Annotated in this window: 21 protein-coding genes and 1 tRNA gene; 13 read left to right on the top strand and 9 right to left on the bottom strand. The window is 72.3% G+C overall.

Annotated features, from left to right (window positions below; translation table 11 throughout):
- Window positions 1–128 precede the first annotated feature (128 nt).
- From ACFYPR_RS00050 to ACFYPR_RS00075, 6 genes are all read left to right on the top strand, one after another.
- Window positions 129–1,799 (top strand): substrate-binding domain-containing protein, encoded by a 1,671-nt coding sequence (locus ACFYPR_RS00050; RefSeq protein WP_355064818.1) that lies wholly within the window; start codon window positions 129–131, stop codon window positions 1,797–1,799.
- Window positions 1,796–6,070, top strand: coding sequence for an alpha-(1->3)-arabinofuranosyltransferase family protein (locus ACFYPR_RS00055; protein ID WP_387258094.1), 4,275 nt, complete (start codon window positions 1,796–1,798; stop codon window positions 6,068–6,070). The genes ACFYPR_RS00050 and ACFYPR_RS00055 overlap by 4 nt, the downstream gene beginning before the upstream one ends.
- Window positions 6,067–6,864, top strand: coding sequence for a class I SAM-dependent methyltransferase (locus ACFYPR_RS00060; RefSeq protein ID WP_354859333.1), 798 nt, complete (start codon window positions 6,067–6,069; stop codon window positions 6,862–6,864). The genes ACFYPR_RS00055 and ACFYPR_RS00060 overlap by 4 nt, the downstream gene beginning before the upstream one ends.
- Before the next feature lie 91 nt (window positions 6,865–6,955).
- On the top strand, window positions 6,956–8,122 hold the full coding sequence (locus ACFYPR_RS00065; RefSeq protein WP_363936527.1) for a DUF3068 domain-containing protein: 1,167 nt from the start codon (window positions 6,956–6,958) through the stop codon (window positions 8,120–8,122).
- 383 nt (window positions 8,123–8,505) lie between these two features.
- The gene (locus ACFYPR_RS00070) at window positions 8,506–9,129 is read left to right on the top strand and encodes a DUF6230 family protein (protein ID WP_354859338.1); all 624 of its coding nucleotides are present in this window, start codon (window positions 8,506–8,508) and stop codon (window positions 9,127–9,129) included.
- Window positions 9,130–9,202: 73 nt separating this feature from the next.
- Window positions 9,203–10,723 carry a DUF6114 domain-containing protein gene (locus tag ACFYPR_RS00075; RefSeq protein ID WP_387258095.1) on the top strand — a complete coding sequence of 507 codons (1,521 nt, stop codon included), beginning with the start codon at window positions 9,203–9,205 and terminating at the stop codon, window positions 10,721–10,723.
- Between the two features lie 87 nt (window positions 10,724–10,810).
- Here the strand turns inward: ACFYPR_RS00075 and ACFYPR_RS00080 are convergent, their stop codons facing one another.
- A complete protein-coding gene (locus ACFYPR_RS00080) occupies window positions 10,811–12,481 on the bottom strand; it encodes a DUF885 domain-containing protein (RefSeq protein WP_387177770.1) in 1,671 nt (556 codons plus the stop codon).
- A 120-nt stretch (window positions 12,482–12,601) separates the two neighbouring features.
- Here ACFYPR_RS00080 and ACFYPR_RS00085 point away from each other — a divergent pair, with 120 nt between their 5' ends.
- Window positions 12,602–13,582: a DMT family transporter gene (locus ACFYPR_RS00085; protein ID WP_387258097.1), complete on the top strand. Its 981-nt coding sequence runs from the start codon at window positions 12,602–12,604 to the stop codon at window positions 13,580–13,582.
- An 18-nt stretch (window positions 13,583–13,600) separates the two neighbouring features.
- On the opposite strand, the gene ACFYPR_RS00090 is transcribed toward ACFYPR_RS00085, so the two are convergent.
- Window positions 13,601–14,671, bottom strand: coding sequence for a PHP domain-containing protein (locus ACFYPR_RS00090; protein ID WP_387258098.1), 1,071 nt, complete (start codon window positions 14,669–14,671; stop codon window positions 13,601–13,603).
- A 29-nt stretch (window positions 14,672–14,700) separates the two neighbouring features.
- Window positions 14,701–15,462 (bottom strand): M23 family metallopeptidase, encoded by a 762-nt coding sequence (locus tag ACFYPR_RS00095; RefSeq protein ID WP_387258100.1) that lies wholly within the window; start codon window positions 15,460–15,462, stop codon window positions 14,701–14,703.
- Between the two features lie 62 nt (window positions 15,463–15,524).
- Between ACFYPR_RS00095 and ACFYPR_RS00100 the strand changes: the two genes are divergently transcribed.
- From ACFYPR_RS00100 to ACFYPR_RS00115, 4 genes are all read left to right on the top strand, one after another.
- Window positions 15,525–15,914: a hypothetical protein gene (locus ACFYPR_RS00100; RefSeq protein ID WP_355064828.1), complete on the top strand. Its 390-nt coding sequence runs from the start codon at window positions 15,525–15,527 to the stop codon at window positions 15,912–15,914.
- Window positions 15,915–16,026: 112 nt separating this feature from the next.
- The gene (locus ACFYPR_RS00105; protein WP_167626078.1) at window positions 16,027–16,194 is read left to right on the top strand and encodes a hypothetical protein; all 168 of its coding nucleotides are present in this window, start codon (window positions 16,027–16,029) and stop codon (window positions 16,192–16,194) included.
- A gap of 117 nt (window positions 16,195–16,311) precedes the next feature.
- The gene (locus tag ACFYPR_RS00110; RefSeq protein WP_354859356.1) at window positions 16,312–16,839 is read left to right on the top strand and encodes a tRNA adenosine deaminase-associated protein; all 528 of its coding nucleotides are present in this window, start codon (window positions 16,312–16,314) and stop codon (window positions 16,837–16,839) included.
- 196 nt (window positions 16,840–17,035) lie between these two features.
- Complete coding sequence (locus ACFYPR_RS00115; protein ID WP_355065025.1) at window positions 17,036–17,482, top strand: nucleoside deaminase; 447 nt, start codon at window positions 17,036–17,038, stop codon at window positions 17,480–17,482.
- A 151-nt stretch (window positions 17,483–17,633) separates the two neighbouring features.
- Here ACFYPR_RS00115 and deoD read toward each other — a convergent pair whose 3' ends face one another.
- Window positions 17,634–18,341, bottom strand: coding sequence for a purine-nucleoside phosphorylase (gene deoD, locus ACFYPR_RS00120; RefSeq protein WP_030328147.1), 708 nt, complete (start codon window positions 18,339–18,341; stop codon window positions 17,634–17,636).
- 75 nt (window positions 18,342–18,416) lie between these two features.
- On the opposite strand from deoD, the gene ACFYPR_RS00125 reads away from it, so the two are divergent.
- A tRNA-Ser gene (locus ACFYPR_RS00125) sits at window positions 18,417–18,503 on the top strand.
- Between the two features lie 57 nt (window positions 18,504–18,560).
- On the opposite strand, the gene ACFYPR_RS00130 is transcribed toward ACFYPR_RS00125, so the two are convergent.
- On the bottom strand, window positions 18,561–19,100 hold the full coding sequence (locus tag ACFYPR_RS00130; protein ID WP_387258102.1) for an SDR family oxidoreductase: 540 nt from the start codon (window positions 19,098–19,100) through the stop codon (window positions 18,561–18,563).
- A gap of 128 nt (window positions 19,101–19,228) precedes the next feature.
- On the opposite strand from ACFYPR_RS00130, the gene ACFYPR_RS00135 reads away from it, so the two are divergent.
- Entirely contained in the window at window positions 19,229–19,573 is a 345-nt protein-coding gene (locus ACFYPR_RS00135) for a hypothetical protein (protein WP_355064832.1), read from the top strand.
- 4 nt (window positions 19,574–19,577) lie between these two features.
- Here the strand turns inward: ACFYPR_RS00135 and ACFYPR_RS00140 are convergent, their stop codons facing one another.
- The 4 genes from ACFYPR_RS00140 to ACFYPR_RS00155 form a co-directional block, all read right to left on the bottom strand.
- Window positions 19,578–19,715, bottom strand: coding sequence for a hypothetical protein (locus ACFYPR_RS00140; protein WP_355064834.1), 138 nt, complete (start codon window positions 19,713–19,715; stop codon window positions 19,578–19,580).
- Entirely contained in the window at window positions 19,712–22,141 is a 2,430-nt protein-coding gene (locus ACFYPR_RS00145; RefSeq protein ID WP_387258104.1) for a hypothetical protein, read from the bottom strand. Before ACFYPR_RS00145 ends, ACFYPR_RS00140 begins: the two co-directional genes overlap by 4 nt.
- Before the next feature lie 158 nt (window positions 22,142–22,299).
- Window positions 22,300–22,794 carry a hypothetical protein gene (locus ACFYPR_RS00150; protein ID WP_387258677.1) on the bottom strand — a complete coding sequence of 165 codons (495 nt, stop codon included), beginning with the start codon at window positions 22,792–22,794 and terminating at the stop codon, window positions 22,300–22,302.
- Between the two features lie 92 nt (window positions 22,795–22,886).
- A complete protein-coding gene (locus tag ACFYPR_RS00155; protein WP_387258106.1) occupies window positions 22,887–23,441 on the bottom strand; it encodes a hypothetical protein in 555 nt (184 codons plus the stop codon).
- Between the last annotated feature and the right edge of the window lie 146 nt (window positions 23,442–23,587).

Consider the following 23,587-nt stretch of genomic DNA (forward strand, 5'->3'; position numbering starts at 1 on the left):
AAAACCTTGGCAGGGTGTGCAACGCAACCGCGTGCGGCGGCCGGCGTCCAGGTGGCGCCGCCCGACCGCCGCGATGGATTCCGACCTGCGCACGGACGCGCCGGTACGTGACGAGGAGGTGGCCGGCGGTGCTGCGCGACGGACTCGCGCCGGTGCGCTCCCTCTTCCGTCGCTCCCCGGTGGTGCTGCTCAGCGCAGCCCTGGTGCTGCTGTTGACCGGCTGGGCCGCCGTGGCCTACGTGCGAGCGGACCGGGGCGTGCCGGAGTGCGCCGAGCGGGTTCGGCTGCGGGTGGCCGCCGCGCCGGTGATCGCTCCGGCCCTCGACCGGATCGTGCGGGCAAGCGTCGGTCGGCAGCCGTGCGTGTCGATCGACGTGCAGGCCCGGGAGTCCGCCACCGTGGCCGGGGACCTGGCCAACGCGGTGGACGTCGCCGACGCCTGGCTGCCGGAATCCACGTTCTGGCTGCGCCGGGCCCGGGCTGGCGGGGCCTTCGAGGTGCCTGGCGAGGGCACCTCGGTGGCGAGCACCCCGGTGGTGCTCGCGGTGACCGAGCCGACCGCGCGCCGGCTGGGGTGGCCGGCGAAGCCGGTGACCTGGGCGTCGCTGATCGGACCGAAGGCCCGTCCGACTCCGGTGGGAGTGCCGGACCCGGCCGCCGACCCGTCCGGGGTCGCCGCGCTGCTCGGGGTACGCGCGCTGGTCGCCGGTGAGCGGCAACCGGCTGCCGCGATGGCGGCCGTGCTGCGCCGGCTCGCGGGCGAGACGTTCTCCGCCGGCGAGGGCGGGGGCGTCCTGGCGCCTGGGGGCGGGCTGGCCAACAGGGCCCAGGCGGTCGCGGCCAGCGAGCAGGCCGTGCTCGACCACAACGCGCTGGCCGGCTCGAACAGGTTGGTCGCCGCGTACCCGGAGATCGGCGTGCCGTCGCTGGACCTGCCGTACGTGGTGCTGCCCGCCGCGCGTGGTCACGTCCGGGATGCGGCCGCGGGCTTCCTGACCAACCTGCTCACTGTCGAGTCCCGGGACACGCTGCTCGGGTTCGGCTTCCGGACGGCGTCCGGCTTCCCTCCGGCAATTCCCGACGACGGTCGACTGCGGGCCGAGGAGCGCCGACCGGTGCCGTTGCCCGCCGAGGAGACGGTCACCGAGGTGCTGAACGGCTGGAGCGGCGTGCAGCGCAGCGCGCGAATCCTCACCGTCATCGACGTCTCCGGCTCGATGGCAGCCCCGGTGCCCGGCACCGGCGAGACCCGGCTCGCGGCGACCGTGAAGGCCGCCCGCGAGGGAGCCGGTCTGCTGTTGGACAACAGCGAGCTGGGTATCTGGGTCTTCTCCACGAAGGTGGACGGGGACCGGGACTACCGGGAGATCCTGCCCGTCGCCCCGCTGCGCGCCCAGCGTGCCCGGCTCGCCGACCGGTTGGCCGCCGTCCGGGTCAAGACCGGCGGGGGCACCGGGCTGTACGACGCGACGTTGGCCGCGTATCAGGACGCCCGGCAGCACTGGACGCCCGGCCGGATCAACCTGGTGCTGGTCATGACCGACGGGCGGAACGAGGACGAGGACAGCATCGGCCGGGCGAAGTTCCTGGCCGAGCTGACCCGGTTGCAGGACCCCCGCCGGCCGTTACCGATCATCTTCATCGGGCTGGGTCGGGACGTCGACCCGGACGAGCTGAACGCGATCGTCAAGGTCACCGGCGGCCGGGTGTTCCGTACCGAGCAGCCCAGCGGCATCCGGCAGATCTTCTTCTCCGCGCTCGCCGACCTGAGCTGCCTGCCGCCGGACTGCCGCCGATGAGCCGACCGCACGTCCGCCGGCTGGTACGCGGGGCGCCCTGGACCCCGCTGTCGCTGCTGCTGCTCGTCGCGATCGCCTTCGGGCAGCGGCCCGGCCAGGTCACCTTCGACACCAAGCTCGACCTGGCCGCGAACCCGATCCACTTCCTGAACCGCGCGCTGCACCTGTGGAACCCGGAGGCGACCTCCGGCGAGCTGCAGAACCAGGCGTACGGCTACCTCTTTCCGATGGGGCCGTTCTTCGCCGGCGGGCAGCTGCTGGGTGTGCCAGCGTGGATCACGCAGCGGGCCTGGACCGCGCTCCTGCTGGCGGTGGCGTTCTACGGGCTGCTCCGGCTGGCCCGGGCGTTGAACATCGGCACCGAACCGACCCGGTACGCGGCCGCGCTCGGCTACGCGCTCGCACCCCGGATGCTCACCGAGATCGGCGCCCTGTCCTCGGAGACGCTGGCCGCGGCGCTGCTGCCGTGGGTGCTGCTGCCGCTCGTGCAGGCCCGCCGGATCGGCTCGCCACGTCGGGCCGCGGCGCTCTCCGCGCTGGCCGTGCTCGGCATGGGTGGGATCAACGCGGCAGTGGTCGTGCTGGCCCTGCTGCTGCCCGGGATCTGGCTGCTGACCCGTCGCTGGGACCGGGCCCACCTGCGCCTGGTCGGCTGGTGGTGCCTCGGTGTCGTCGCGGTGTGCCTGTGGTGGATCGTGCCGCTGCTGCTGCTCGGCGAGTACAGCCTGCCGTTCCTGGACTACATCGAGTCGTCCACCACGACCACCGGGGTGGCCTCGCTCTTCCAGGCCGTCCGGGGCACCAACCAGTGGGTGGCGTACATCGTCCAGGGGGATCCGTGGTGGCCGGCGGGCTGGCTGCTGATCGACCACCCCGTGCTGATGGCGCTGACCGCGCTGGTCGCGTTGATCGGGTTGGCCGGGTTGGCCGGCAACCTCCTGCCGGAACGGCGTTTCCTGGTGCTCGGCTTCCTGGCCGGGCTGACCCTGCTCACCATGGGCTACGTCGGCAGCCTGGACAGCCCGCTCTCGGGGCCGGTCCGGGAGTTGCTGGACGGCCCGCTGGCCCCGTTCCGCAACGTGCACAAACTCGACCCGGTGCTGCGCCTGCCGCTGATGCTCGGCTTCGCGCACGGCGTGGACGCGGTGGTCACCCGGCTGCACAACGCCGCCGCCCGGCGCCGGCCCGGCATCCGGCTGCGACCGTTGGCGCTCGTACCGGTGCTGCTGCTGGTCCTGGGCGCCGCCGCGCCGGCCTGGCTGGGGCAGCTGCGACCCGGGCCGGGCTGGTCGGACCTGCCGCCGCACTGGCGGTCCGCGGCCACCTGGCTGGCCGACCGGGACGCGCTGGCCCGGACGTTGATGGTGCCCGGGTCCGGCTTCGGCCAGTACGAGTGGGGGCGCACTGTCGACGAGCCGCTCCAGGCGCTGGCCGGAGCACCCTGGGCGGTGCGGAACCAGATCCCGCTCGGCTCGGCCGGCAACACGCGGGTGATGGACACGGTCGAGACCGTCCTGGCCGGTGGTCGGGGGTCGGCCGGGCTGGCCGACTTCCTGGCCCGTGCCGGCTTCCGGCACGTGCTGCTGCGCAACGACATCGACCGGAGCCAGGTGGACGCTCCGCCGGTCGCGGTGCTGCGCCGTGCGCTGACCGACTCGCCGGGCCTCGCACGGGTGGCGACCTTCGGGAGCACGACCGCTGCCGGTCGCACGCCGGGCAGCCCGGTGGACGACGACGCCGGGCCGGTGCCGGCCATCGAGGTGTACGAGGTGCAGCGCCCGGTACCGGCCGCCTCGGCGGTGCTCACCGACGATGTGCCGACGGTCAGCGGCGGTCCGGAGTCCCTGCTGCCCCTGCTGGAACAGGGGCTGGTGGAACGGGACCGGCCGGTGGTGCTGGCCGGGGACCGCGTCGAGGTGGGGGACGAGCGGTGGATCGTCACCGACGGGCTGCGCCGCCGGGAGCGTGACATCGGCCGGGTGCGGGACAACGTCAGCCAGACGCTGACCGCCACGGAAGCCGGCCGGCAGGGTCGGGTGGCCCTCGACCTGCTGCCGTTCCCCGGCAAGCGGCACCAGACCGTCGCCACCTACCAGGGGGTGCGGGAGGTCAGCGCGAGCACCGCGACCAGCTTCGTGGACAACCTCGCCCCCGCCGACCCGTCGCACCTGCCGTTCGCCGCCGTGGACGGCGAGTACGCCACCGCGTGGCACTCCGCGCCGCTGGCCGGGCCGGTCGGCCAGTGGCTCCAGGTGGACCTGGACACCCCGCGCGCGGTGGACACCGTGTCGTTGGCGTTCGTCGACGACCTCGGGGTGGGCTGGCCGGTGACCCGGTTTCGGATCACCACCGACCGGGGCTCGGTGGACCACGAGGTGGCCGACACGCTGGGTGGGCACTCGTACTACACGCTGCCCGGATCCACCAGCCGCGTACGGGTCACGGTTTTGGGCGTCGCCGGGGAACGACGCGACGGCGGGGTCGGCATCCGGGAACTCACCATTCCCGGCACCACCGCCCGCCGCGCCCTCCAGGCGCCGAACGACCTGCCCAAGGGCTTCCACGGGCCGGTCGCCTGGTCGTTCAGTCGAGGCCCGGCCGACCGGTCCGCCTGTTTCCCGGCAGCCGCTCCCGGCACCGGTTGGGACGCGGCGGGCGCCGGGTCGGCGGGCGACACCGGACTCCGACCGGCCGGCTCGGTGGTGCGGTGCGACCGCTTCCTTGCGCGTGCCGGCGAGGAACCGCTCGGCGTCGACCGGGTGTTCCGCAGCACCACAGCGGGCAACTACCGATTGGCGCTCACCGCCGTGCCCCGACCGGCCGGTCAGCTCACCCTGACCGGCGTACCGGTGGTGGCCACCGTCTCCTCGTACCTGACCGGCGACCCGGCCGTCGCCGGCTACGCGGCCGTCGACGGCGACTCGGGGACGGCCTGGCTGGCCGACACCGGCGACCTCCGCCCCACGCTGCGGTTGCGGTGGCCCGGGCAACGACGCCTCGCCGAGGTGCGGCTACGGCCCGCGGAGCTGCCGGTCGGCTCGCTGCCCACCCAGGTCGAGGTGCGGACCCCGGGCCGCAGCCGGGTGCTGCCGGTCGCCGCGGACGGGACGGTCCGCTTCCCGGCTGTCCGGACGGACCGGATCGAGATCGTGGTCCGGGAAACCGCCGCGCGGGTCGCCGACCGGCGCGGTAACGGCTGGACCGCCACCGCCGGCATCGCCGAGGTGGAGATCCCGGCGCTGGACGACCTGCTCCGCCCGCTGTCCGGCGGCACCCGGATCACCGAGAAATGCGGCACCGGACCGGCCATCGAACTGGACGGCTACCGCTACGAGACCTCGGTGGCCTCCACCCTCGCCGACGTGCTGGCCGGCCGGCCGGCGCCAGTCACGATCTGTGGCACCACGGGAGCGGTGGTGGACCTCCCGGCGGGAGGCCACCAGCTGGCGACCGTGCCGTCGGCCGGTTTCGTGGTGCAGGACGCCACCCTGCGTCCGGAGGCGGCGGTGCCGGCGGCCCGGCACCGCGAGGTGACAGTGCTCGACTGGGACCCGACCGACCGGCGGGTCCGCGTGGCCGCCGGTGGCGCGGCGCTGCTGGTGGTGCCGGAGAACGCCAACGCCGGCTGGACGGCCACCCTCGCTGGTCAGAAGCTGGCCACGACCCGGGTGGACGGCTGGCAACAGGCGTGGGTGCTACCCGCCGGCGACGCCGCCGACGTCCGGCTGGTCTTCGCGCCGGACCGGACGTACCGGGGCGCTCTGGCGGCGGGTGCGTTCTCCGCGCTCGTGGTGTTCCTGCTGGCCGCGTGGCCGGTCCGCCGCCGTGCCGGGGTGGACCGCACGATTCCGGCCGAAGGCCCGGCGTGGGCGATCGGCGTCCTGCTGGTGGTGCTGCTCGCCGCCCTGGGCGGGGTGCTGCCGGTGGCGATCGTGCTGGCCGCGATGCTGCTGCGGCAGCTCGCCATCCGGGCGTTGCCGGTGGTGGTGCTCGGCGGCCTGGCGGTCGCCACGGTGACCGCGGTGGCGGGCCGGTTGCAGGGCCACGGGCAGGAGTGGGCGTACGGCCCGTGGGTGCAGGCGGCGATGCTTGTCGCGATCGGTGCGGTCACCGCGGCGGTGATCCCGGCACCCGGCACACCGGCCGCGCGAACGGCGGCGGGCGGGGACGAGCCGGCGACGGACCCGCCCCCGCAGCGGACGACTGTGGGCCCGGCGCGGCCGGAACCACGGACCAGGGACCAGGACGAGGACGGGACGATGGCGCGATGACCACAGCAGACGGGGTGGCTGACCGGGGGGCGTACCGGCGGTTCGCCACACTGGGCCGCTCGGTGACGCTGTTTCGGGCGTTCCTGGTCGAGCAGACCGACCCGGACCACTTCTACGGTCTGCTGGCCGGGGATTCGGTACGTCAGGTGGCGGGCTACACCGCGCTCGCCGGGCGGACCGTGCTGGACGTCGGAGGCGGGCCGGGGTACTTCGCCTCCGCCTTCCGCGCCGCCGGTGCCCGGTACGTGGGCCTCGACCCGGACGTCGGCGACTTCTCCGCCGCCGGGGACTCGGTCGCCGGCATGCTGCGGGGCAGCGGCACCGCCCTGCCGGTCCGGTCCGCCAGTGTGGACGTGACGTTCTCCTCGAACGTGCTGGAACATGTCTCCGCGCCGAGCCGGATGCTTGACGAGATGGCCCGGGTGACCCGGCCGGGTGGTGTGCTCTTCGTGTCGTTCACCCCGTGGCTGTCGCCGTGGGGCGGGCACGAGACGGCACCCTGGCACTACCTCGGCGGCGACCGGGCCCGCCGGCGTTACCAGCGGAGGATGGGCCGGCCGCCGAAGAACCGCTACCGCGAGACACTCTTTCCGGTCACCATCTCGGACGCCCTGCGCTGGGCGCGCGGCAGCGGTGACGTCGAGGTGCTGGACGCGCTGCCGCGTTACCACCCGTGGTGGGCCCGCTGGGTGGTCCGAGTGCCCGGCGTACGCGAGGTCGTGTCCTGGAACTTCGTGCTCGTCCTGCGGCGAACCGGTCAGGAACCGGGCGGCGCGGCGGAAAAACAGAGCTGACCGGGGGTCGCGTTGCAATGTGACCAGGTAGTAACCTCGCGGCCACATCACTGATCGATAGCGGCGAAATTAGCTCCTCCAGGGAGGAAACATGAAGCACCGCGCCATAGGTGCCGTGCTGTTCGGTGGCGGCGTACTGCTCCTGGCGTTGGCCGCCGGATTGGTGTTCGTCGTCAAGCCCGCGATGACCAAGCTGCCCTACGATCTGGAGGCGTCGACGTCCGTCGCCGAGGCGAAGGGTGCCACTTTCCTTCAGATCGCCAACGGCGCCATCGCGATCCACCAGGGCGATCTCAAGTCCACCGTCCTGGTCACACCGAACCGCGAGCAGACCGCCAAGCTCAGTGGCGACCTCAAGGGCGACACGGTGGTCTGGACGGTCGGTCAGACCGTCGACCGGACGGACACCAAAGAGCTGGTGAACGCGTACGGCGCCACGCTGGCGCTGGACCGGGTCTCCGGCGCGGCGGTGAACTGGGACGGTCAGTACCTCGACGACACCGGCACCCGGGAGAAGGTGACGTTCGCCGGCCAGGTCTACAAGTTCCCGTTCAACACCGAGAAGCGGAGCTACGACGTCTTCGACCGCGATCTGCGGAAGGCGCTGCCGGCCGAGTTCAAGGGCACGGAGGACGTCAACGGGCTCGAGGCGTACCGGTTCGAGCAGGTGATCACCGACCAGCAGCTGAACCTGGCCTCCGACCGGATGGCCCTGCTGCTGGGTGCCCTCGCCCCCGGTGCGACCCAGGGCAGGATGACCTACAGCAACACCCGGACGCTCTGGGTCGACCCGGTCACCGGGTCGTACGTCAAGGTGCGTGAGGTGCAGAGTAAGGCCCTGGTGCCGGATGTCGGCACCCCGATCTCGCTGCTCAAGGCCGACTTCACCTACAACGACGCCACCATCGAGGCGTCGGTGAAGCGGGCCAACGAGAGCCGTGGCCAGCTCACCATCCTCGGCGTCTACGCCCCGATCGGCGTGGCGGTGCTGGGTCTGGTGCTGATCGTCGTCGGTCTGCTGGTGGCCCGCCGGGGCGGGACCGCGCCGGCGACCGATGCGCGTCACCGGGCCGACCCGATGCCCACGGGTGACCCGACGCCGACCCGGGTCGACCAGCCGGCGGTGCGGGACGACGAGCGCGAGCGGGAGGGCGGTCCGCTGACCGACGAGATCCCGCCGGCAACGACGAACTGGAAGTCCGAGGATCCGACGGTCCCGTCCCAGCGCTCGACGCCGGGCGGGGTGGAGCAGCGCTGACGCGCGTACGACCGGACGTATGACGAAGGGGTGGGCCGCACTGCGGTCCACCCCTTCGTCATGTCCCGCGACCTGCGCACTTTACATCTGTTACCAGATTGTAATCGGTCTATGCGGCTGTCACTCTCCGTCGCTCTGCCGGGAATGATCACCTGGTTTATGCCCTTTTGAAACTCCTCTGTGGTCGATGGTCTCCACATTTCGTGACGGCGCGACACCGCGTGGGCGGCAGTGTGTTACCGCCCGGTAATCAGGGGGTTGTGAGCCGCGCCGCAACGGGTGCACGATCAGGCTCGATCGTTACCCGCCGGTAATAGATGACGGGCCCGGCGTGGGCCGCCGCCGCGAACGGCCGCCGCGCACATCCACCCGAGGAGGAACCCGTGCAGGATCGGTTAGACAATCAGGGTCGTACCCGGTGGCGGCGCTTCGCCGCCATGATGGTGCCCGCCACGGCGGCTGCCGGCGCCATCCTCTTCGGCATGTCGACCGGCGCGATCGCGTCCGACATCACGGTCTCCGGGCAGACGTTCAAGATCGGTGCCGACCGCCTGGAGGGCGACGGCTTCAAGCAGTACGGCGGCATCGTCAAGGAGAAGAGCAAGGACGGCAAGGACGGGCAGGTGCATCCCATCGCGCTCTCCGAGATCAGGAGCGCCGACCTGTACAACCTCTGCCAGTCCGTCCGCGCCGACCTGCCCGGTACGGACGTGGTGCTCACCATCAACGCCGGCGAGGGCAAGCAGCCCGCCCACGCCGAGGACCTGCTGATCGCGATGGACTCGCTCGACGGCAACGCGACGTTCACCAAGATCCAGATTGGTCGGGATGCCACCGACCTGAACCCGACGGCGCAGGAGGGTTCGTTCGGCCAGAACGCCGACCACGTCACCATCACCAACCTGCAGCAGGTGTCCCGGTACACGACCGCGGCAACGTTCAACCTGGTCGGCCTGCGGCTCAAGGTCAACGTGGGCGACGACGCCAAGGGCAAGGAGTGCTTCTGAGCTGAGCCTGGCCCGCGGCGACTCACCGCCGCGGGCCCGCCCATCCCCGTCCCCGCTCCGCCAGGAGGAGTACGTGACAACCGCCAACCCGTCCCATGTCCGGCCGAGCAACGCGGCCCAGGCGTGGCGGAGGTTCCGCCGCTGGCGACGGAGCCGGCCGTTCTGGGGCGGCCTTTTCACCATCCTGGCCGGGGTGGAGATGTTCGCCTCCACCCGGATGACCATCAACGGCCTGAGCTTCCACAGCGGAGCCACCGGGCTGCTCTCGCTGCTGATCCCGGTCATCCTGGTGACCTGTGGCCTGCTGCTCTGGTTCACTCCGGCGCAGCGGCTGTTCTACTCGATCGTCGCGGCGGTCACGGCGGTCTACGCGCTCATCGGGCTCAACCTCGGCGGCTTCTTCGTCGGCCTGCTGCTCGGCATCGTCGGCAGCGCGCTCGCCTTCGCCTGGACGCCGACCCGACCGGCGTCCGCCGCCCCTGACCCGGCCGCTACCGAGCCGACCGCCACCGAGCGGTCTGCCAGCGACCCGACCGCCGCTGACCCGGCTGTCGTCGAGCCGGCGGGCACGGGTGAGGCGCCGCAGCACCCGGACGAGCACCGACCCGAGCGGGGCGCCGACTCCGCACCGGCCGGGATCGCCCCGGCCGACGCGACCGACGGCCGGACCGGCTCTGTGGCGGACCCCGACGCGGGCGCGTCCGGCCGTGCCGTTGATCCGCGTACCTTCGGTGTCGCCCTGGTGGTGCTCGGCCTCGCCACCGCCGGCCTGGCCGCCCAGCCACGGCCGGTGCAGGCCGCCCCGACCCTCCCCGCCGCGACCGTCTGCCCCACCCGGCCCGCGACTCCATCGCCCACTCCGAGCGCGCCGACCGCCACACCGGCACCGAGCGCGAGCCCGCACCGGGATGGCAACGTCGTCACCGACATCCTGAACGGGATCGGTGACCTGCTCACCGGCGGCCACCGCCGCGACGCCGCGACACCGTCGACAAGCCCGACCGCCACGCCCTCGGCCAAGCCGACCGCCACACCGACGGCCCGTCCCGGGTCCACGGCCTGCCCGGCCCCAGGCCGGCCGGGCCGACCGGGCGCGACGACGCCGGGTTCGGCGAAACCCGGCAGCGTGGAGCCGGGCAAGCCGCTGCCGCGCATCGCCGACGACCCGACCCTGCCCAGGGTGGCGCAGACACCGTCCAAGCTCACCGGGTCCTCGGTCCGGATGACCGAGCTGCGGTTCGAAGGCGTCACCGAACTGGACACCGAGAAGGGGCACCTCAAGGTCCTGAAGTTCAGCATGCGGGAGGCCGTGACCGAGGACTTCCTGCTGCAGGCCGACGGCCCGCAGGGGCGCAGCCAGCGGTACGCGACCGACCGGCTGACCGTCAGCGGAGACGTGGCCTTCTACGCCACCCGGTTCGTCGGCCGCCTGCTCGGCATCAAGATCACGCTGACTCCGGACCTGCCGCTGCCGAACGGCCTCCCGGTCACCTCACCCATCCCGATCACGTTCACCGACCCCGTCATCGACCTGGCGTACGTCACCAGCAACACCCTGACGGCGAGGCCAGCGCTGGCCCTCACCCTCGCCTGAGTGGTGGGTGGTCGACCGGACCGGACCGGGCGCGGACGCGACGGGTGCCGGCGGTCGGCCCGCCGGCACCCGGAGTCGTCGACGGGCTCAGAGCCGTGCCAGCGCCTTACGCAGCGGGTCGAGACCCAGCGCGCCCAGGTCCAACGCCTGCCGGTGGAACTCCCGCAGGTCGAAGTCGGCGCCCTTGCGGGCCTTGGCGTCCTCGCGGGCCTGCAACCAGATCCGCTCACCCACCTTGTACGACGGCGCCTGCCCCGGCCAGCCCAGGTAGCGGTTCAGCTCGAAGCGCAGGTTCTCGTCCGGCACCCGGCAGTGCGCCCGCATGAACTCCCAGCCCAGCTCGGGCGTCCACCGCTCGCCCGGGTGGAAGCCGAACGGGTTGTCCTTCGGGATTTCCAACTCCAGGTGCATGCCGATGTCGACGATCACCCGGGCGGCGCGCATCGCCTGGCCGTCGAGCATGCCCAGCTTGTCGCCCGGGTCCTCCAGGTAACCCAGCTCGTCCATCAGCCGCTCCGAGTAGAGCGCCCAACCCTCGCCGTGCCCGGAGACCCAGCAGAGCAGCCGCTGCCAGCGGTTGAGCAGGTCGGCCCGGACGGCGGTCTGCGCCACCTGAAGGTGGTGACCGGGCACGCCCTCGTGGTAGACCGTCGTCACCTCCCGCCAGGTGGAGAAGTCGGTGATGCCCTGCGGCACCGCCCACCACATCCGACCCGGCCGGGAGAAGTCCTCGCTCGGGCCGGTGTAGTAGATGGCTCCGTCGCTGGTCGGCGCGAGGCAGCACTCGATCCGGCGGACCTGCTCCGGAATGTCGAAGTGGGTGCCGTGCAGCTCGGCGATGGCCTTGTCGGCGAGCGCCTGCATCCAGTCGCGGAACGCCTCCTTGCCCCGGATGGTCCGGGCCGGGTCGGCGTCCAGCGTGGCCACCGCCTCGTCGACCGTCGCGCCCGAGCCGGCGATGCGCCCGGCCACGACCCGCATCTCCGCCTCCAGGCGGGCCAGCTCCGCGAAGCCCCAGGCGTACGTCTCGTCCAGGTCGATTTTCGCGCCGAGGAAGTACTGCGAGGCGAGTTCGTAGCGCTCCCGGCCGGCGGCCTGCTTGTCCCGACCGTGCGGGGCCAGCTCGGCCCGCAGGAACTGGCCGAACTCGGCGGTCGCCGCGGTGGCCGCCGCCGCGCCCCGGCGCAGTTCGGCGCCGAGCGTGCCGTCCGCGCCCAGTCGTTCGACCAGGCCGTGGAAGAAGTTGTCCCCGGTCGGGTCGGTCCAGGTGTCGCACTGCTTGGCCACCTCGACGAGCTGCACCTTCGAGCTGACCCGCCCGTCGGCGAGCGCCTCGCGCAGCGTGGTCTTGTAACCCTCCAGCGCGCCGGCCAGGCCGTTGAGCCGGGCGGCGATGTTGGCCTGGTCGTCGGCCGTCGCGGTCGGCATCAGGTCGAACACCATGCGGACCTCGTGCAGCCCGCTCTCGATCACGCTGATCTCGCTCGTCGTCTCGCCGGCCTCGTAGCGGGCCAGATCGAGGCCGAGCCGTTCCTGCATGGCCTCCTTGGCGGTGCGTTCCGCCTCGGTGTCCGGCTCGGTCACCTCAAGCTCGGCGAGTGTGCGGCGGGTGAGGTCGGCCTTGGCCTGGTAACCGTCGGGGGAGAGGTCGTCGAGCTGGTCGTCATGGCCGGCGATGCCGACGTAGGTCGCGCCGGTGGGGCTCAACGGCGCCCACTCGGCCACGTAGCGGTTGGCGAGTTCATCAATTCGTCCCACAGTGCGACACTACGTGACCACCCCGCCTGGATGTCGACGACGTTTGTCGTGTTCAGGTGCCAGATCCAGAGGGCGGAAAGCCGCGGGACTTTGTCGTACCCGTCCGGCAGACTGTCAGGAGTGACCACCGACATCGCTCCTGACAAGGCGCCGTTGCGTGCCTGGCTGCCGGGCTTCTTCGCCCTCGCCGCCATCTGGGGTTCCAGCTTCCTGTTCATCAAGGTCGGCGTGGCCGAGCTGCACCCCGTCCAGCTGACCCTCTACCGCGTCGTCGCCGGCGCGCTGACCCTGCTTGTCGTCCTCGCGGTGCTGCGCGACCGACTGCCGCGCGAGCCCCGCGTGTGGGCGCACCTCTTCGTCGTCGCCGCGTTCGGCGTGGCCGTGCCGTTCACCCTCTTCGGTTACGGTGAGCAGCGGGTCGAGTCGATGCTCGCCGGCATCTGGAACGCGACGACGCCGCTGATCGTGCTGCCGCTCGCGGTGCTGGTGTTCCGCACCGAGCGGTTGACCGTGCGCCGCGCGATCGGCCTCGGGCTGGGCTTCCTCGGCGTGCTCGTGGTGCTCGGGGTCTGGGAGGGCATCGGCGGGGCGCACTTCGTCGGGCAGTTGATGTGCTTCGGCGCGGCCGCCTGCTACGGCGTCGCCATCCCGTACCAGAAGCGGTTCGTGGCTGGCAGCGCGCACTCCGGCCTGTCGCTGTCCACGGCGCAGTTGCTGCTCGCCGCCGTCCAGCTCGCCGTCGTCACCCCGTTCGTCGCGGGTGCGCCGCCGCTGCCCACCGAGCTGTCGCCGAAGGTGGTGGCCAGTGTGCTGACCCTCGGTGCGCTCGGCACCGGGCTCGCCTTCGTCATCAACATGCGCAACATCCGGGTGGCCGGTGCGAGCACCGCCTCCACCGTCACGTACCTGATTCCGATCTTCGCGGTGCTGATCGGCGCCGTGGTGCTCGACGAGCGGCTCAACTGGCACCAGCCGGTCGGCGCGCTCATCGTGCTGCTGGGGGTCGCGGTCGCGCAGGGCCTGTTCGGCCGTCGGAAGCCGCGCCCGGTGGTCGGCGTCGGCGCGCCCGCCGCGCCCGCCGCCGAACCCGCCCGCAGGTGACCCCGACCGGGCCGCTGGTCAGGCCCGGTCGTGTGTCCACTCCACCAGTTGCTCGGCCGACCAGGTGTTGACCACCCGGTCGGCCGGGACGCCGCAGCGGGCCGCCCGCTCGCAGCCGAACCGCTGCCAGTCGAGCTGACCGGGCGCGTGCGCGTCCGTGTTGATCGCGAAGCGGCAGCCCGCCTCCAGGGCACGGCGGATCAGCCGCTTCGGCGGGTCCTGCCGCTCCGGCCGAGAGTTGATCTCAACGGCGGTGTCGTGCTCCGCGCAGGCGGCGAAGACCGCGTCCGCGTCGAAGTCGCTCTCGCTCCTGGTCCGCGCCCGGTGCCCCCGATCACCCGGGCCGGTCACCCCCGCCGGCCGGGACGACACCATCCGCCCGGTGACGTGACCGAGAATGTCCAGGTGCGGGTTGGCGACCGCCCTCAGCATCCGCCGGGTCATCTTCGCCCGCTCGTCCTTGAGGCCGCTGTGCACCGAGCCGACCACCACGTCCAGCCGGGCCAACAGCTCGTCGTCCTGATCGAGTGAGCCGTCGGCGAGGATGTCCACCTCGATCCCCGTCAGGATCCGAAAGCCCTCCGGCAGTGCCGCGTTGACCTGCGCCACGTGGTCGAGCTGCCGGCGCAGCCGCTCGGCGGTCAGCCCTCGTGCCACCGTGAGTCGGGGCGAGTGGTCGGTCAGCACCAGGTACTCGTGGCCCAGCTCCACCGCGGCCAGCGCCATCTCCTCAATCGGGGAGCCGCCGTCGGACCAGTCCGAGTGGGTGTGGCAGTCGCCGCGCAGGGCGGCGCGCAGCGCCGTGGCCTCGGCATCGAGGTCGCTGCCCTCGGTCGCCACCAGCCGGCGCAGATAGACCGGTTCCTCGCCGGCCAGGGACTCCGCCACGCAGCGGGCCGTCACGTCCCCCACGCCCGCCAGCTCGGTGAGCGTGCCGTTGCCGGCCCGCTCGGCCACCTCGACCGTCGGGAGGCCGGCCAGCGCCTTCGCCGCCGAACGGAACGCCCGCACCCGGTAGGTGGCCTCGTTCGCACGCTCCAGCAGGAACGCGATCCGGCGCAGGTCGGCAATGGGGTCCCGGGCGCTCATCCCACCGAACCTAGTGCGTACGAGCCGCGTCAGGGAGCCTTCGGGCAGCCGTGTTCGCGCTGCCACGCGGTCACCTCGGCGGCGGGTTCCCGGTTGCCGCCGCGCCGCCACGAGTCCAGATAGCGCGCCGGCCAGAGCACACCGCGCCGGATCCACCACCCGTCCTTGCCGGTGCACGGCGGCGAGATGCCGAAGTGCACGTGACAGACGTTGTTCGCGTTGCCGGTGCGGCCCACCTTGCCGAGCTGCTGCCCGGCACGGACCCGAACCCCCGCCTCGATGCCGGCGCCGACCACGCTCAGGTGCGAGCCGTAGTAGCGCACCCCGTCGTCGCCGAGCAGCGACACCGACAGGCCGCCGTTGTCCGGGCCCTGCGGCCCACTCTTGGAGTACCGGTCGACACGACTCACCTCCAGGACCTTGCCGTCGGTCACCGCCACGAACGGCTCACCGCAATCGGCGAACACGTCCGTCGCCGGGTACGCCCCGTGCGTCGTGTGGTAGTCCACGTTGTCGGCGCGTACCGGAAAGACGTGCCGGAGCCCGGCGCGGGGTGCGGTCGGCGACGGCCTGGCCGACGACGGCGTCGGGCTGGCCGGGCGGGTCGTCGGCGTGGCCGTCGGCGCCGCCGGCTGCTCACCGGTCGCCCAGACCGCCGACGGCGACGCCGCGGCGCCATCCGGCGGCACCCCCGGCCGGGTGGTCGCGCAGCCGGCGGCCAGCACCGGGGCGAGCAGCAGCAGGATCGGGTACGCCGGACGCACGCGGCGACCGATCGACGGCGAGGGCATTCGGTCATCCTGACAGACCGGTACCGTGGGCACGAGCGACGCGCGTGAGGGGAGGGCAGCCGATGACCATCGCCCGACCCGACCCCGTCCCGGATCCCGGGCCCGCCCGCCCGGCGTCGCGTACCCCGTCGGGGCTCTTTCCGGCCGGGCCCCCGACCAGACCCACCTACCGCGAACCCCACCCGGTGACCGGCGGCGGTGTCGCCGCCGGCGGCGGCGCGGCGGCTGCCTGGCTGCTGCTGTTCGGGATGCTGGGCACCGACGTCGCCAGGTACGCGTGGTGGACTGTGGTGGCCGGCCTGCTGGCCTGGCTGACGGCTCTGGTGCTGGTCCGCTACGGCGATCGCGGCGTGGCCACCGGGGTGGCCATCGTCACCGCCGGTGGTTGGAGCATCGCCGCCGCCGTGGTGGCGGTCCGCTGGGCGACCAGCGGTGACTGGCCGCTGTGGTGAGCGTGTTCCGACCGGCCCGGATCCGGGGGCGGACGACTGCGCCGCGTGCCCGGTTGGCTGCGTAGCGAACGCCGTCTTGACGTGGCTGTCGATACTCGGCACCCTCGGCACTATGGCCTGGACCACCCCGCGGCAGGACCCGGATCGCAACCGCCGCCGCCTCCAGTTGCTCGCCGAGTTGGCGGGCGCTCGGGCGGTACGCCAGCGCAGCCGGCCGCAGCGACAGCGCACCGAGCGTCTGCGCCAGCTCATCGCCACCCGCCGTCGGGTAGCCGGCTGATCCGACTTTGTCAGGTTTGGCTGGCGTCTCGGGGCGTTGACCGGTCGCCTGCCGACCCGACCGGCTAACGTGCACCCTTGACGAGTCGGCGCTGTGCCGAGGGCTTTTGGGGGAACCGTGTCGTACTTCGCTGCGGCCGTGGTGCGTGACGACAGTGGCTGGACCGCCGCCGAGGTCAGCCTGCGGGGCGCCACCGACATCGATGAGGTCGCCGACCGGCTGCGCGACGTCGACCAGGAAGCCGACGTGTCGCTGCTGTTCGTCGAGGCCGACGACGCGTACCTGGTGATTCTGCGACTCGACGAGGGCGAGGATCTGCGGGTGTTCGGCTCGGACTCGGCGTTCGCCGAGGAGTCCCGGCTGGGTCAGCTGCTGGTCGGTGACCTGAAGACGTCCGTGACCGGGCTGGACGGCGACGACGAGCCCCGCCTGGCCGTCGGCGGCGACGACGAGAGCGAGCAGCCCGCCGTCGATCCGGAGGCCGACCCGGTGGGCGACGCCGACCTGCTGGCCAACCTGGGCATCTCCGCGCAGAAGCTGCTGACGCTCTGCGGCACCGAGGGGATGCTGCCGGCGGACGTCACCGCCGAGATCTGTGAGGTGCTCGGATGCGCCGACGAGGTCGAGGAGTTGCGTGAGGTCTGACCCCGCCGGGTCGGCAGCACGCGGTGGGATCGTTCCGGCGGGCGGCGCTGAGCCGGCCGACGCCACCGATCCGCTGTTGGAGGCGATCCAGCCGGGGCAGCCGACGCCCGGCGCGGTGGGCCGAGCCGGGCCAGGCGCGCACGAGGAGCTGGCCGACCCGGGCGACCTCGGCCGGCGGCAGCGGCACGAGCTGTGGATGCGCCGGGCCCTGGAGGTCGCCGTCACCGGCCCGACGGTCGACGACGCGGGCCCGGCCGACGTGGACGACGTGCCGGTGGGCGCGGTGCTCTACGGTCCGGACGGCACCGAGCTGACGATCGGGCGCAACGAGCGGGAGTTGACCGGCGACCCCACCGCCCACGCCGAGGTGCTGGCCCTGCGCCGGGGCGCCGAGCGCGTCGGTCGGTGGCGACTGGACGGCTGCACCCTGGTGGTCACCCTGGAGCCGTGCACCATGTGCGCGGGCGCGCTGGTGCTGGCCCGGATCTCCACCGTCGTCTTCGGCGCCTGGGAGCCCAAGACCGGCGCCGCCGGCTCCCTGTGGGACGTCCTGCGCGACCGCCGGCTCAACCACCGCCCCGAGGTCTACGGCGGCGTGTTGGAGACCGAGACCGCCGCCGTCCTGCGCGCCTTCTTCCGCTGAGACTGCCGCGCCCCCGTCCGCTGTTTCGGCCGCCGGCTGGACGTCGCGCGGCCGGGGGAGGCCGCGCGCCAATGAGCCGTATGACTCAGAGGAATATTTATGACTCTGAGTCATACGGCTCTCGGCAGTGACACCGCCCCGCCGGGACGGATCAGGCGATGATCGTGTCGAGCGCGATCTCGACCATCTGGCTGAAGGTCTGCTCGCGCTCCTCCGAGGTGGTCTTCTCTCCGGTCTTGATGTGGTCGCTGACGGTCAGCACGGTCAGCGCGCGGGCCTTGAACCGGGCGGCGATCGTGTAGAGCGCCGCTGACTCCATTTCCACCGCCAGCACGCCGTAGTCGGCGAGCGTGTCGTAGAGGTCCGGCCGGTCGGTGTAGAAGGCGTCCGCCGCCAGGATCGGTCCGACGTGCATGCTGATGCCGCGCCGCTCGGCCACCTCGACCGAGGTACGCAGCAGCCCGAAGTCGGCCACCGGGGCGTAGTCGATCAGCCCGTCGAAGCGCATCCGGTTCATGTTCGAGTCGGTGGACGACCCGATCGCCGCGACCACGTCGCGCAGTTGCAGGTCGGTGCTGAGGGCGCCGCAGGAACCGACTCGGATCAGCGTCTTGACGCCGTACTCGTTGATCAGTTCGTGGGCGTAGATGGAGGCGGACGGCATGCCCATGCCGGAGCCTTGGACCGAGACCTCGACGCCGTTCCAGCGGCCGGTGAAGCCCAGCATGCCGCGAACCGTCGAGTAGCAGGTGGCGCCCTCGAGGTAGGTCTCCGCGATCCACTTGGCCCGCAGGGGGTCACCCGGCATCAGGACCCGCTCGGCGATCTCGCCCGGCTTCGCGCCGATGTGCGTACTCATGGCAAAGATCCTGCCAGGCCGGCCCGAGCGATACCGGTTCGGCGTCCGAACCGGCGGTCCTGTACCCTCGTCGGCGGTGGCGTGTCCGAGCGGCCTAAGGAGCACGCCTCGAAAGCGTGTGAGGGTTAACGCCCTCCGAGGGTTCAAATCCCTCCGCCACCGCTCGTGAAATGCAGAAACGCCCGGTCGATCCGCGAGGATCGACCGGGCGTTTTCGCGTCAGAGCTGCTGCTGGCCGCCGTCGACGAACAGCTCGCCGCCGGTCATGAAGCTGCTCTGGTCGGAGGCGAGGAAGAGCGCGGCGTTGGCGATCTCGTCCGGGTGGGCCATCCTGCCCATGGGCACGCCGGAGGCGATGCCCTTCAGCAGCCCGGGGGCCTCCTCGGGGCTGGCCGCCAGGCCCGCGAGGCCGGGGGTTTCGGTCGAGCCGGGCACCAGGGTGTTGACGCGGATCTTCCGGCCCATCAGCTCGGCGGCCCAGGTGCGGCCGAACGAGCGGATGGCGGCCTTGGAGGCGGCGTAGACGCCGAACGCCGGGATGCCGCTGACAGCCGACGTCGAGCCGGTCAGCACGACCGAGGCGCCCTCGTTGAGCAGGGGCAGGGCCTTCTGCACGGTGAAGATGGTGCCGTAGACGTTGGTGTCGAAGGTGTTGGCGACGTGCTCGACCGTGATCGAGTCGAGCGGGCGGAACTCGCCGCTGCCGGCGTTGGCGAACACCACGTCCAGCCCCGCGCCGCGCTCCTCGATCGCCCGCATCACCCGGTCCAGGTCGTCGAGGTTGCCGACGTCGCTGACGATGCCTGTCGCGTTGGCGGCGGAACGCTTTCGCCCAACCCACCGCGTACGAGGTCGTCGCCACTCTGCTGCGCGAGAACGTGCTCGCCGTGACCCGGCCCGACCGGCCGGCCGGCTGCCTGTCGATCCAGGGCGGCACCGCCTGCTCCGGCGAGAACGCCGCGGTCGCCGGGTTCCTCGCCAGCAGCCGCCTGGCCGGTGAGCTGGCTCTCGCCGACCGGTTCACCCGCGCCGTGGCCGAAGGCGACCTACCCGCCGACGCCGATCCGGCCGCGCTCGCCCGCTTCGTCATGAGCGTCACCGAGGGGCAGGCGATACACGCCGCCGCCGGGGTCGCGCGGGAGGACCTGCGTCAGACGGCGGAGATCGCGCTCGCCGGCTTCGCCGCCGTGTCCGGGGCGCGGCCCCCCGCATCCGCGGACAACCCGGCCTGAACGGTCACGGTCGGACGAGCACCGCCACCCCGTCGAGGAGCCGTTGCAGCCCGAACTCGAAGAGGCTGTCGACGTTGAGGTCGATTGCCGACCGGCGGGCCAGCCCTCCAATGTGGTGGAGGGCCGGCCCGCCGCCCGTCACGCAGTTGGGGCGGTGCCGTCCCGGTGGGTCAAGCGGTACGAGGCATCGACGGCATCCGTCTCCAGGATCACCGTCACCGGACCGGCGGGCAGGGTGCAGGTGATCGTCCGTTCGACGGCCGAGCTGCCGGGGCCGCAGTACCGGATGCCCTGGCTGTCGAAGACCGACATGCGGGCGTCACCGGAGCCGGCGGTACGCGTCCACGTGAAGCTCTCCCGGCTGGCGCGCTGGTCGGCCGGTACTGTGTAACAGACCGCGAAGTGGTCCGCTCCGGTGTTCACCGTTGCGCCGGCCGCGTCCCCCGGCAGGACCGGGCAGGCCGGCGGCCCGTCGGTCCGGGCGAAGCCCACGGCGTACGAGCTGGTGGGGGATCCCTCATCCGCGGTGAGCAGCACGGAGAAGGGTGCCTCGCCGGTCAGCTCACAGCTGTACTGACGCAGCGAGGAGTAGTCGCACACCTGCTCGCCGGCGGCGTTCAGCACGCTGATCTCCGGTGAGGTCGCGGCCGTCACGTCCCCGGCCAGCAGCTCGGCGACGTGGGCCCCCGCCGGACTGGGCAGCTGGAGGCAGTTGTGCTGCCCAGCGGCGTCGAACCCGCCCCGGTGCGGGGCGTCCTGCCAGCCGGTGTCGGACACCGGCGTGCAATCCGACGGCTTCCACGGCAGCAGCGCGACGGCGTAGCGGAAGTCAGTGTCGATCACCGTGCCGGTTACGCCCCCGCTGAGGACCATCGTGTACTTCCCCGCCGCGGGGACCTCGCACCAGGTGTCGGTGCAGACCTTGATTCCGGCGGAGTCGTAGACGGTGGCGTACGACCGGTAGTTCTCCCCGTCCACCGCCGTGACCCGGTACACCCCTGCGCTGGGAAGGTCCAGGGTCCGGCAGCGGATGCCGCCGAGGGCGCCGGCCGGTGCCGAGTTGTACGTGCCCGGGGTGATGGTCGGGCAACCGACCGCGTCGGAGAGTCGACGGACCTGGACCTTGTACGTGAGGTCCACGCTGTCGGCGTCCCAGTTCGCCAGGTAGGAGACGACGCGGTAGGTCCCGGTGGAGGGCAGTACGCACCCGTCCTGCTCCGACCAGTCGGTACACAGCACCGCACCCTGCTCGTCGACGATCGAGGAGGAGACGTCGTTGTACCGGTCCGGGGCCCGGTAGACCATGACCCGCTCACCGGCCTCGCCGTGGAACGGCTGGCAGTTGGTCTGCACCGCCGAGGTCTGGTGCACCGTCAGGGCCGGCTGGTCCCAGTTGAGTCCGGTGGGGGCGGCGCAACCTTCGGTCTGGTCGAGGCGGGCTGCCGCCACCCGATAGGTGACCGGCTCCCAGTTCCAGTTCTGCGCCACCAGCGTGTAGGCGCCGGCTGCCGGTACCGCGCAGGACCGCGAGGAGTCGTACTCCGTGCACACCACCTGTCCGGCGTCGTCGTACAGCCGCCAGTCGAGGTACTGGTTCGCGTACTGGTCCAAGCGGACGATCAGTCGGCCCGGAGTGGTGACCCGCAGCGACTGGCAGCCGATCCCCTGGTTCGGTGGCACGGTGCCGGTCCCGACCGCCGCGCCCGGGTCTCCGAACGCGGTCAGCGGCAGCGCCGGGCAGCCGACCGACTGCGAGATCCGGGGCATCTTGAGGGTGTAGGGGGCCTTGTTGCCGTAGGTCTCCTCCAGGAACAGCCGGTACGGTCCGGCCTCGCGGAGGGTGCACTCGGTGGGGTAGCGCACCGAGCAGACCGGCTGGAACTGGGCGTCCAGGATGTTGCCCTGGATGTCCTCGGCGCCGCCCGGGTCGGCGAGGTGCAGGACCGTGCCGGTGGGCTGCTTGAACGTGAAGCAGCGGGCGGCAAGGCCGGCGGGCAGCGTGCCGCTGCGACCGGCGGAGGCGAAGGAGAAGAAGCTCGCGGGCAGGCTGACGCAGGTGGACGGGGTCCGCATCGACTCGGCCGACAGCGAATAGGCGCCCTTGCCGGTCCCGTAGTCGAGCGTCACCGTGACCGTGTAGGTGCCGGCAGCGCCGAGCTTGCACTCGGTGAGGTACGGACCGACGTAGCAGATGGTGGTGCCATCGCCGCCCTTGACCTGTGCGCCGACACCGTCACCGGAGACCTCGCGGAGCCGGATGAACAGGGTGTCCTGGTCAACCGTCGAGGTGATCGTCCACTTCTGCCGTGCGGCGCCGGCGATCGACGCGCAGTTCTTGACCTGGCCCAGCGGGAGATGGCCGCCGCAGGCGGCCGAGAGGCCAACGACAGTCGTCGGACCCGCGGTGGCCCGGCCGGGGGCGGGAGTCGTGGGTGCTGACTTCGAGGGTGCGGTGACGGCGGGCGGTTGCTCGATCGTCAGTGTCGGTCGCGGCGACGGCTGGGCCGTCGGGGCGGCGGTGGCGGGGTCGGCCAGCAGGCCCGCCCCCGTGAGACTCAGGGCCGCCACGGCGGCCCACCTTGCGAGGTGTCTCCACCGTGGATCGGACGCGTTTGTACGCACGATGTCCCCCCGTGTTGTGTCGCGCGATCTGCGCGAGCGAGGGGATAGTTTCACGATGGTCGATCGCGGACAATCGGCTTGTCGGGTCGGACGGGGCGGGTCGTTCAGCAGGGGGCCGCGCCCTCGTCGAAGAGGCGGCGGGCCCAGTCGGCGTACCCGGCGATGGTTTTTCGGACCGTGCGCCCGTCGTGCAGGAAGAGGTACGCGCGGTCGCCGCTGCGGGCGAGCAGCCCGTCGAGCCGGTGCGTCCCCTGTGGAGCGGGCAGCCGCGTGACGGACGGGTAGCGGGCCCAGACCTCGTCGATCGGCGAGCCGGCGGTGATGCCCTCCGGGGTGCGCATCGGGTCACCGACCCACAGCAGCACCAGCCTGTCCTCGACGAAGACGGGGCTGACCGTGTCGTGGCCGGTGAGCACCGGCCCGCAGGCGTCCTGGTCGGTACGCAGAACGCCCCGGCGGGTCAGCTCGGCCTCGGTGTCGCCGAACTCGATGTTGCGCAGCCCGTTCAGGTCGATGATCTCGACGTTGCCGGCGGGCCGGCTCGGTGGCATCGGGCCGGGCGGTGGCGTGCCGCTGCCCGCGATCGAGGCAGCAGCCAGCAGCATGGCAATAAACGCGAACTGTCGCAATTTCATGGAATCCCCCAGTCCCCAACGGGACGGGGCCGCTCAGGTTGCTGCCCGTCGCCGGATTACTGGTTTTCCCACTGTTCGACCAGCTCGTCCCAGTAGTCGCCGCTGAGTCGCCGCCGCCCGTGCGCCAGCCAGCCGTCGGTGTTGCGCTCCAGATGCAACCCCACCTCGGCGAACGGGTCGATCCACGCGCCCCGCTCGACGCCGAGCTGAACCAGCGCCGCGTTGATCGGCCACTCCGCGCGCGGCGCGTCGAGGACGTCGTCGAAGCTTGGACCCCAGGACAGGGTGCCGCCCAGCCACACCGCCGCCGACTGGTGGCCGACGCCACCGCCGAACTCGGCCTCCACGTACGCCACCGGCCCCGACCGCGACCAGCGGGCCAGCAGGTCGGCCAGCGCCGGCGACAGCACCAGCTCGAACGGGTGCGCGGTGCTGCGGTCGTCGGTCGCGTAATCCGGCAGCGAACCGGTCAACTCCACCACCAACTGCGGCGTGATCGGCAGCAGCGCGAAATCCTGCCGCAGCTCGCCGAGGACCGCGTGATCCAGCTCGGCGGTCTGCTCGCGGAGCAGGTCCACGTCCGCGACCACCGCGCTGAGCTGGTAACCCATCGAACCCTCCGCCGTCCACAGCCTGTGGATAGAACATGTGTACGACGGTTCTCCGGGTGCCGCCGGTCCCTGGAACGGTACCGGTGTTGCCGGTGATCCGAAGCGCTCAGACCCGTCCCGGCGGCACCGCGACGGCCGCGCAGATC

The organism is Micromonospora sp. NPDC005254 (assembly GCF_042872525.1).
Taxonomy (GTDB): domain Bacteria; phylum Actinomycetota; class Actinomycetes; order Mycobacteriales; family Micromonosporaceae; genus Micromonospora.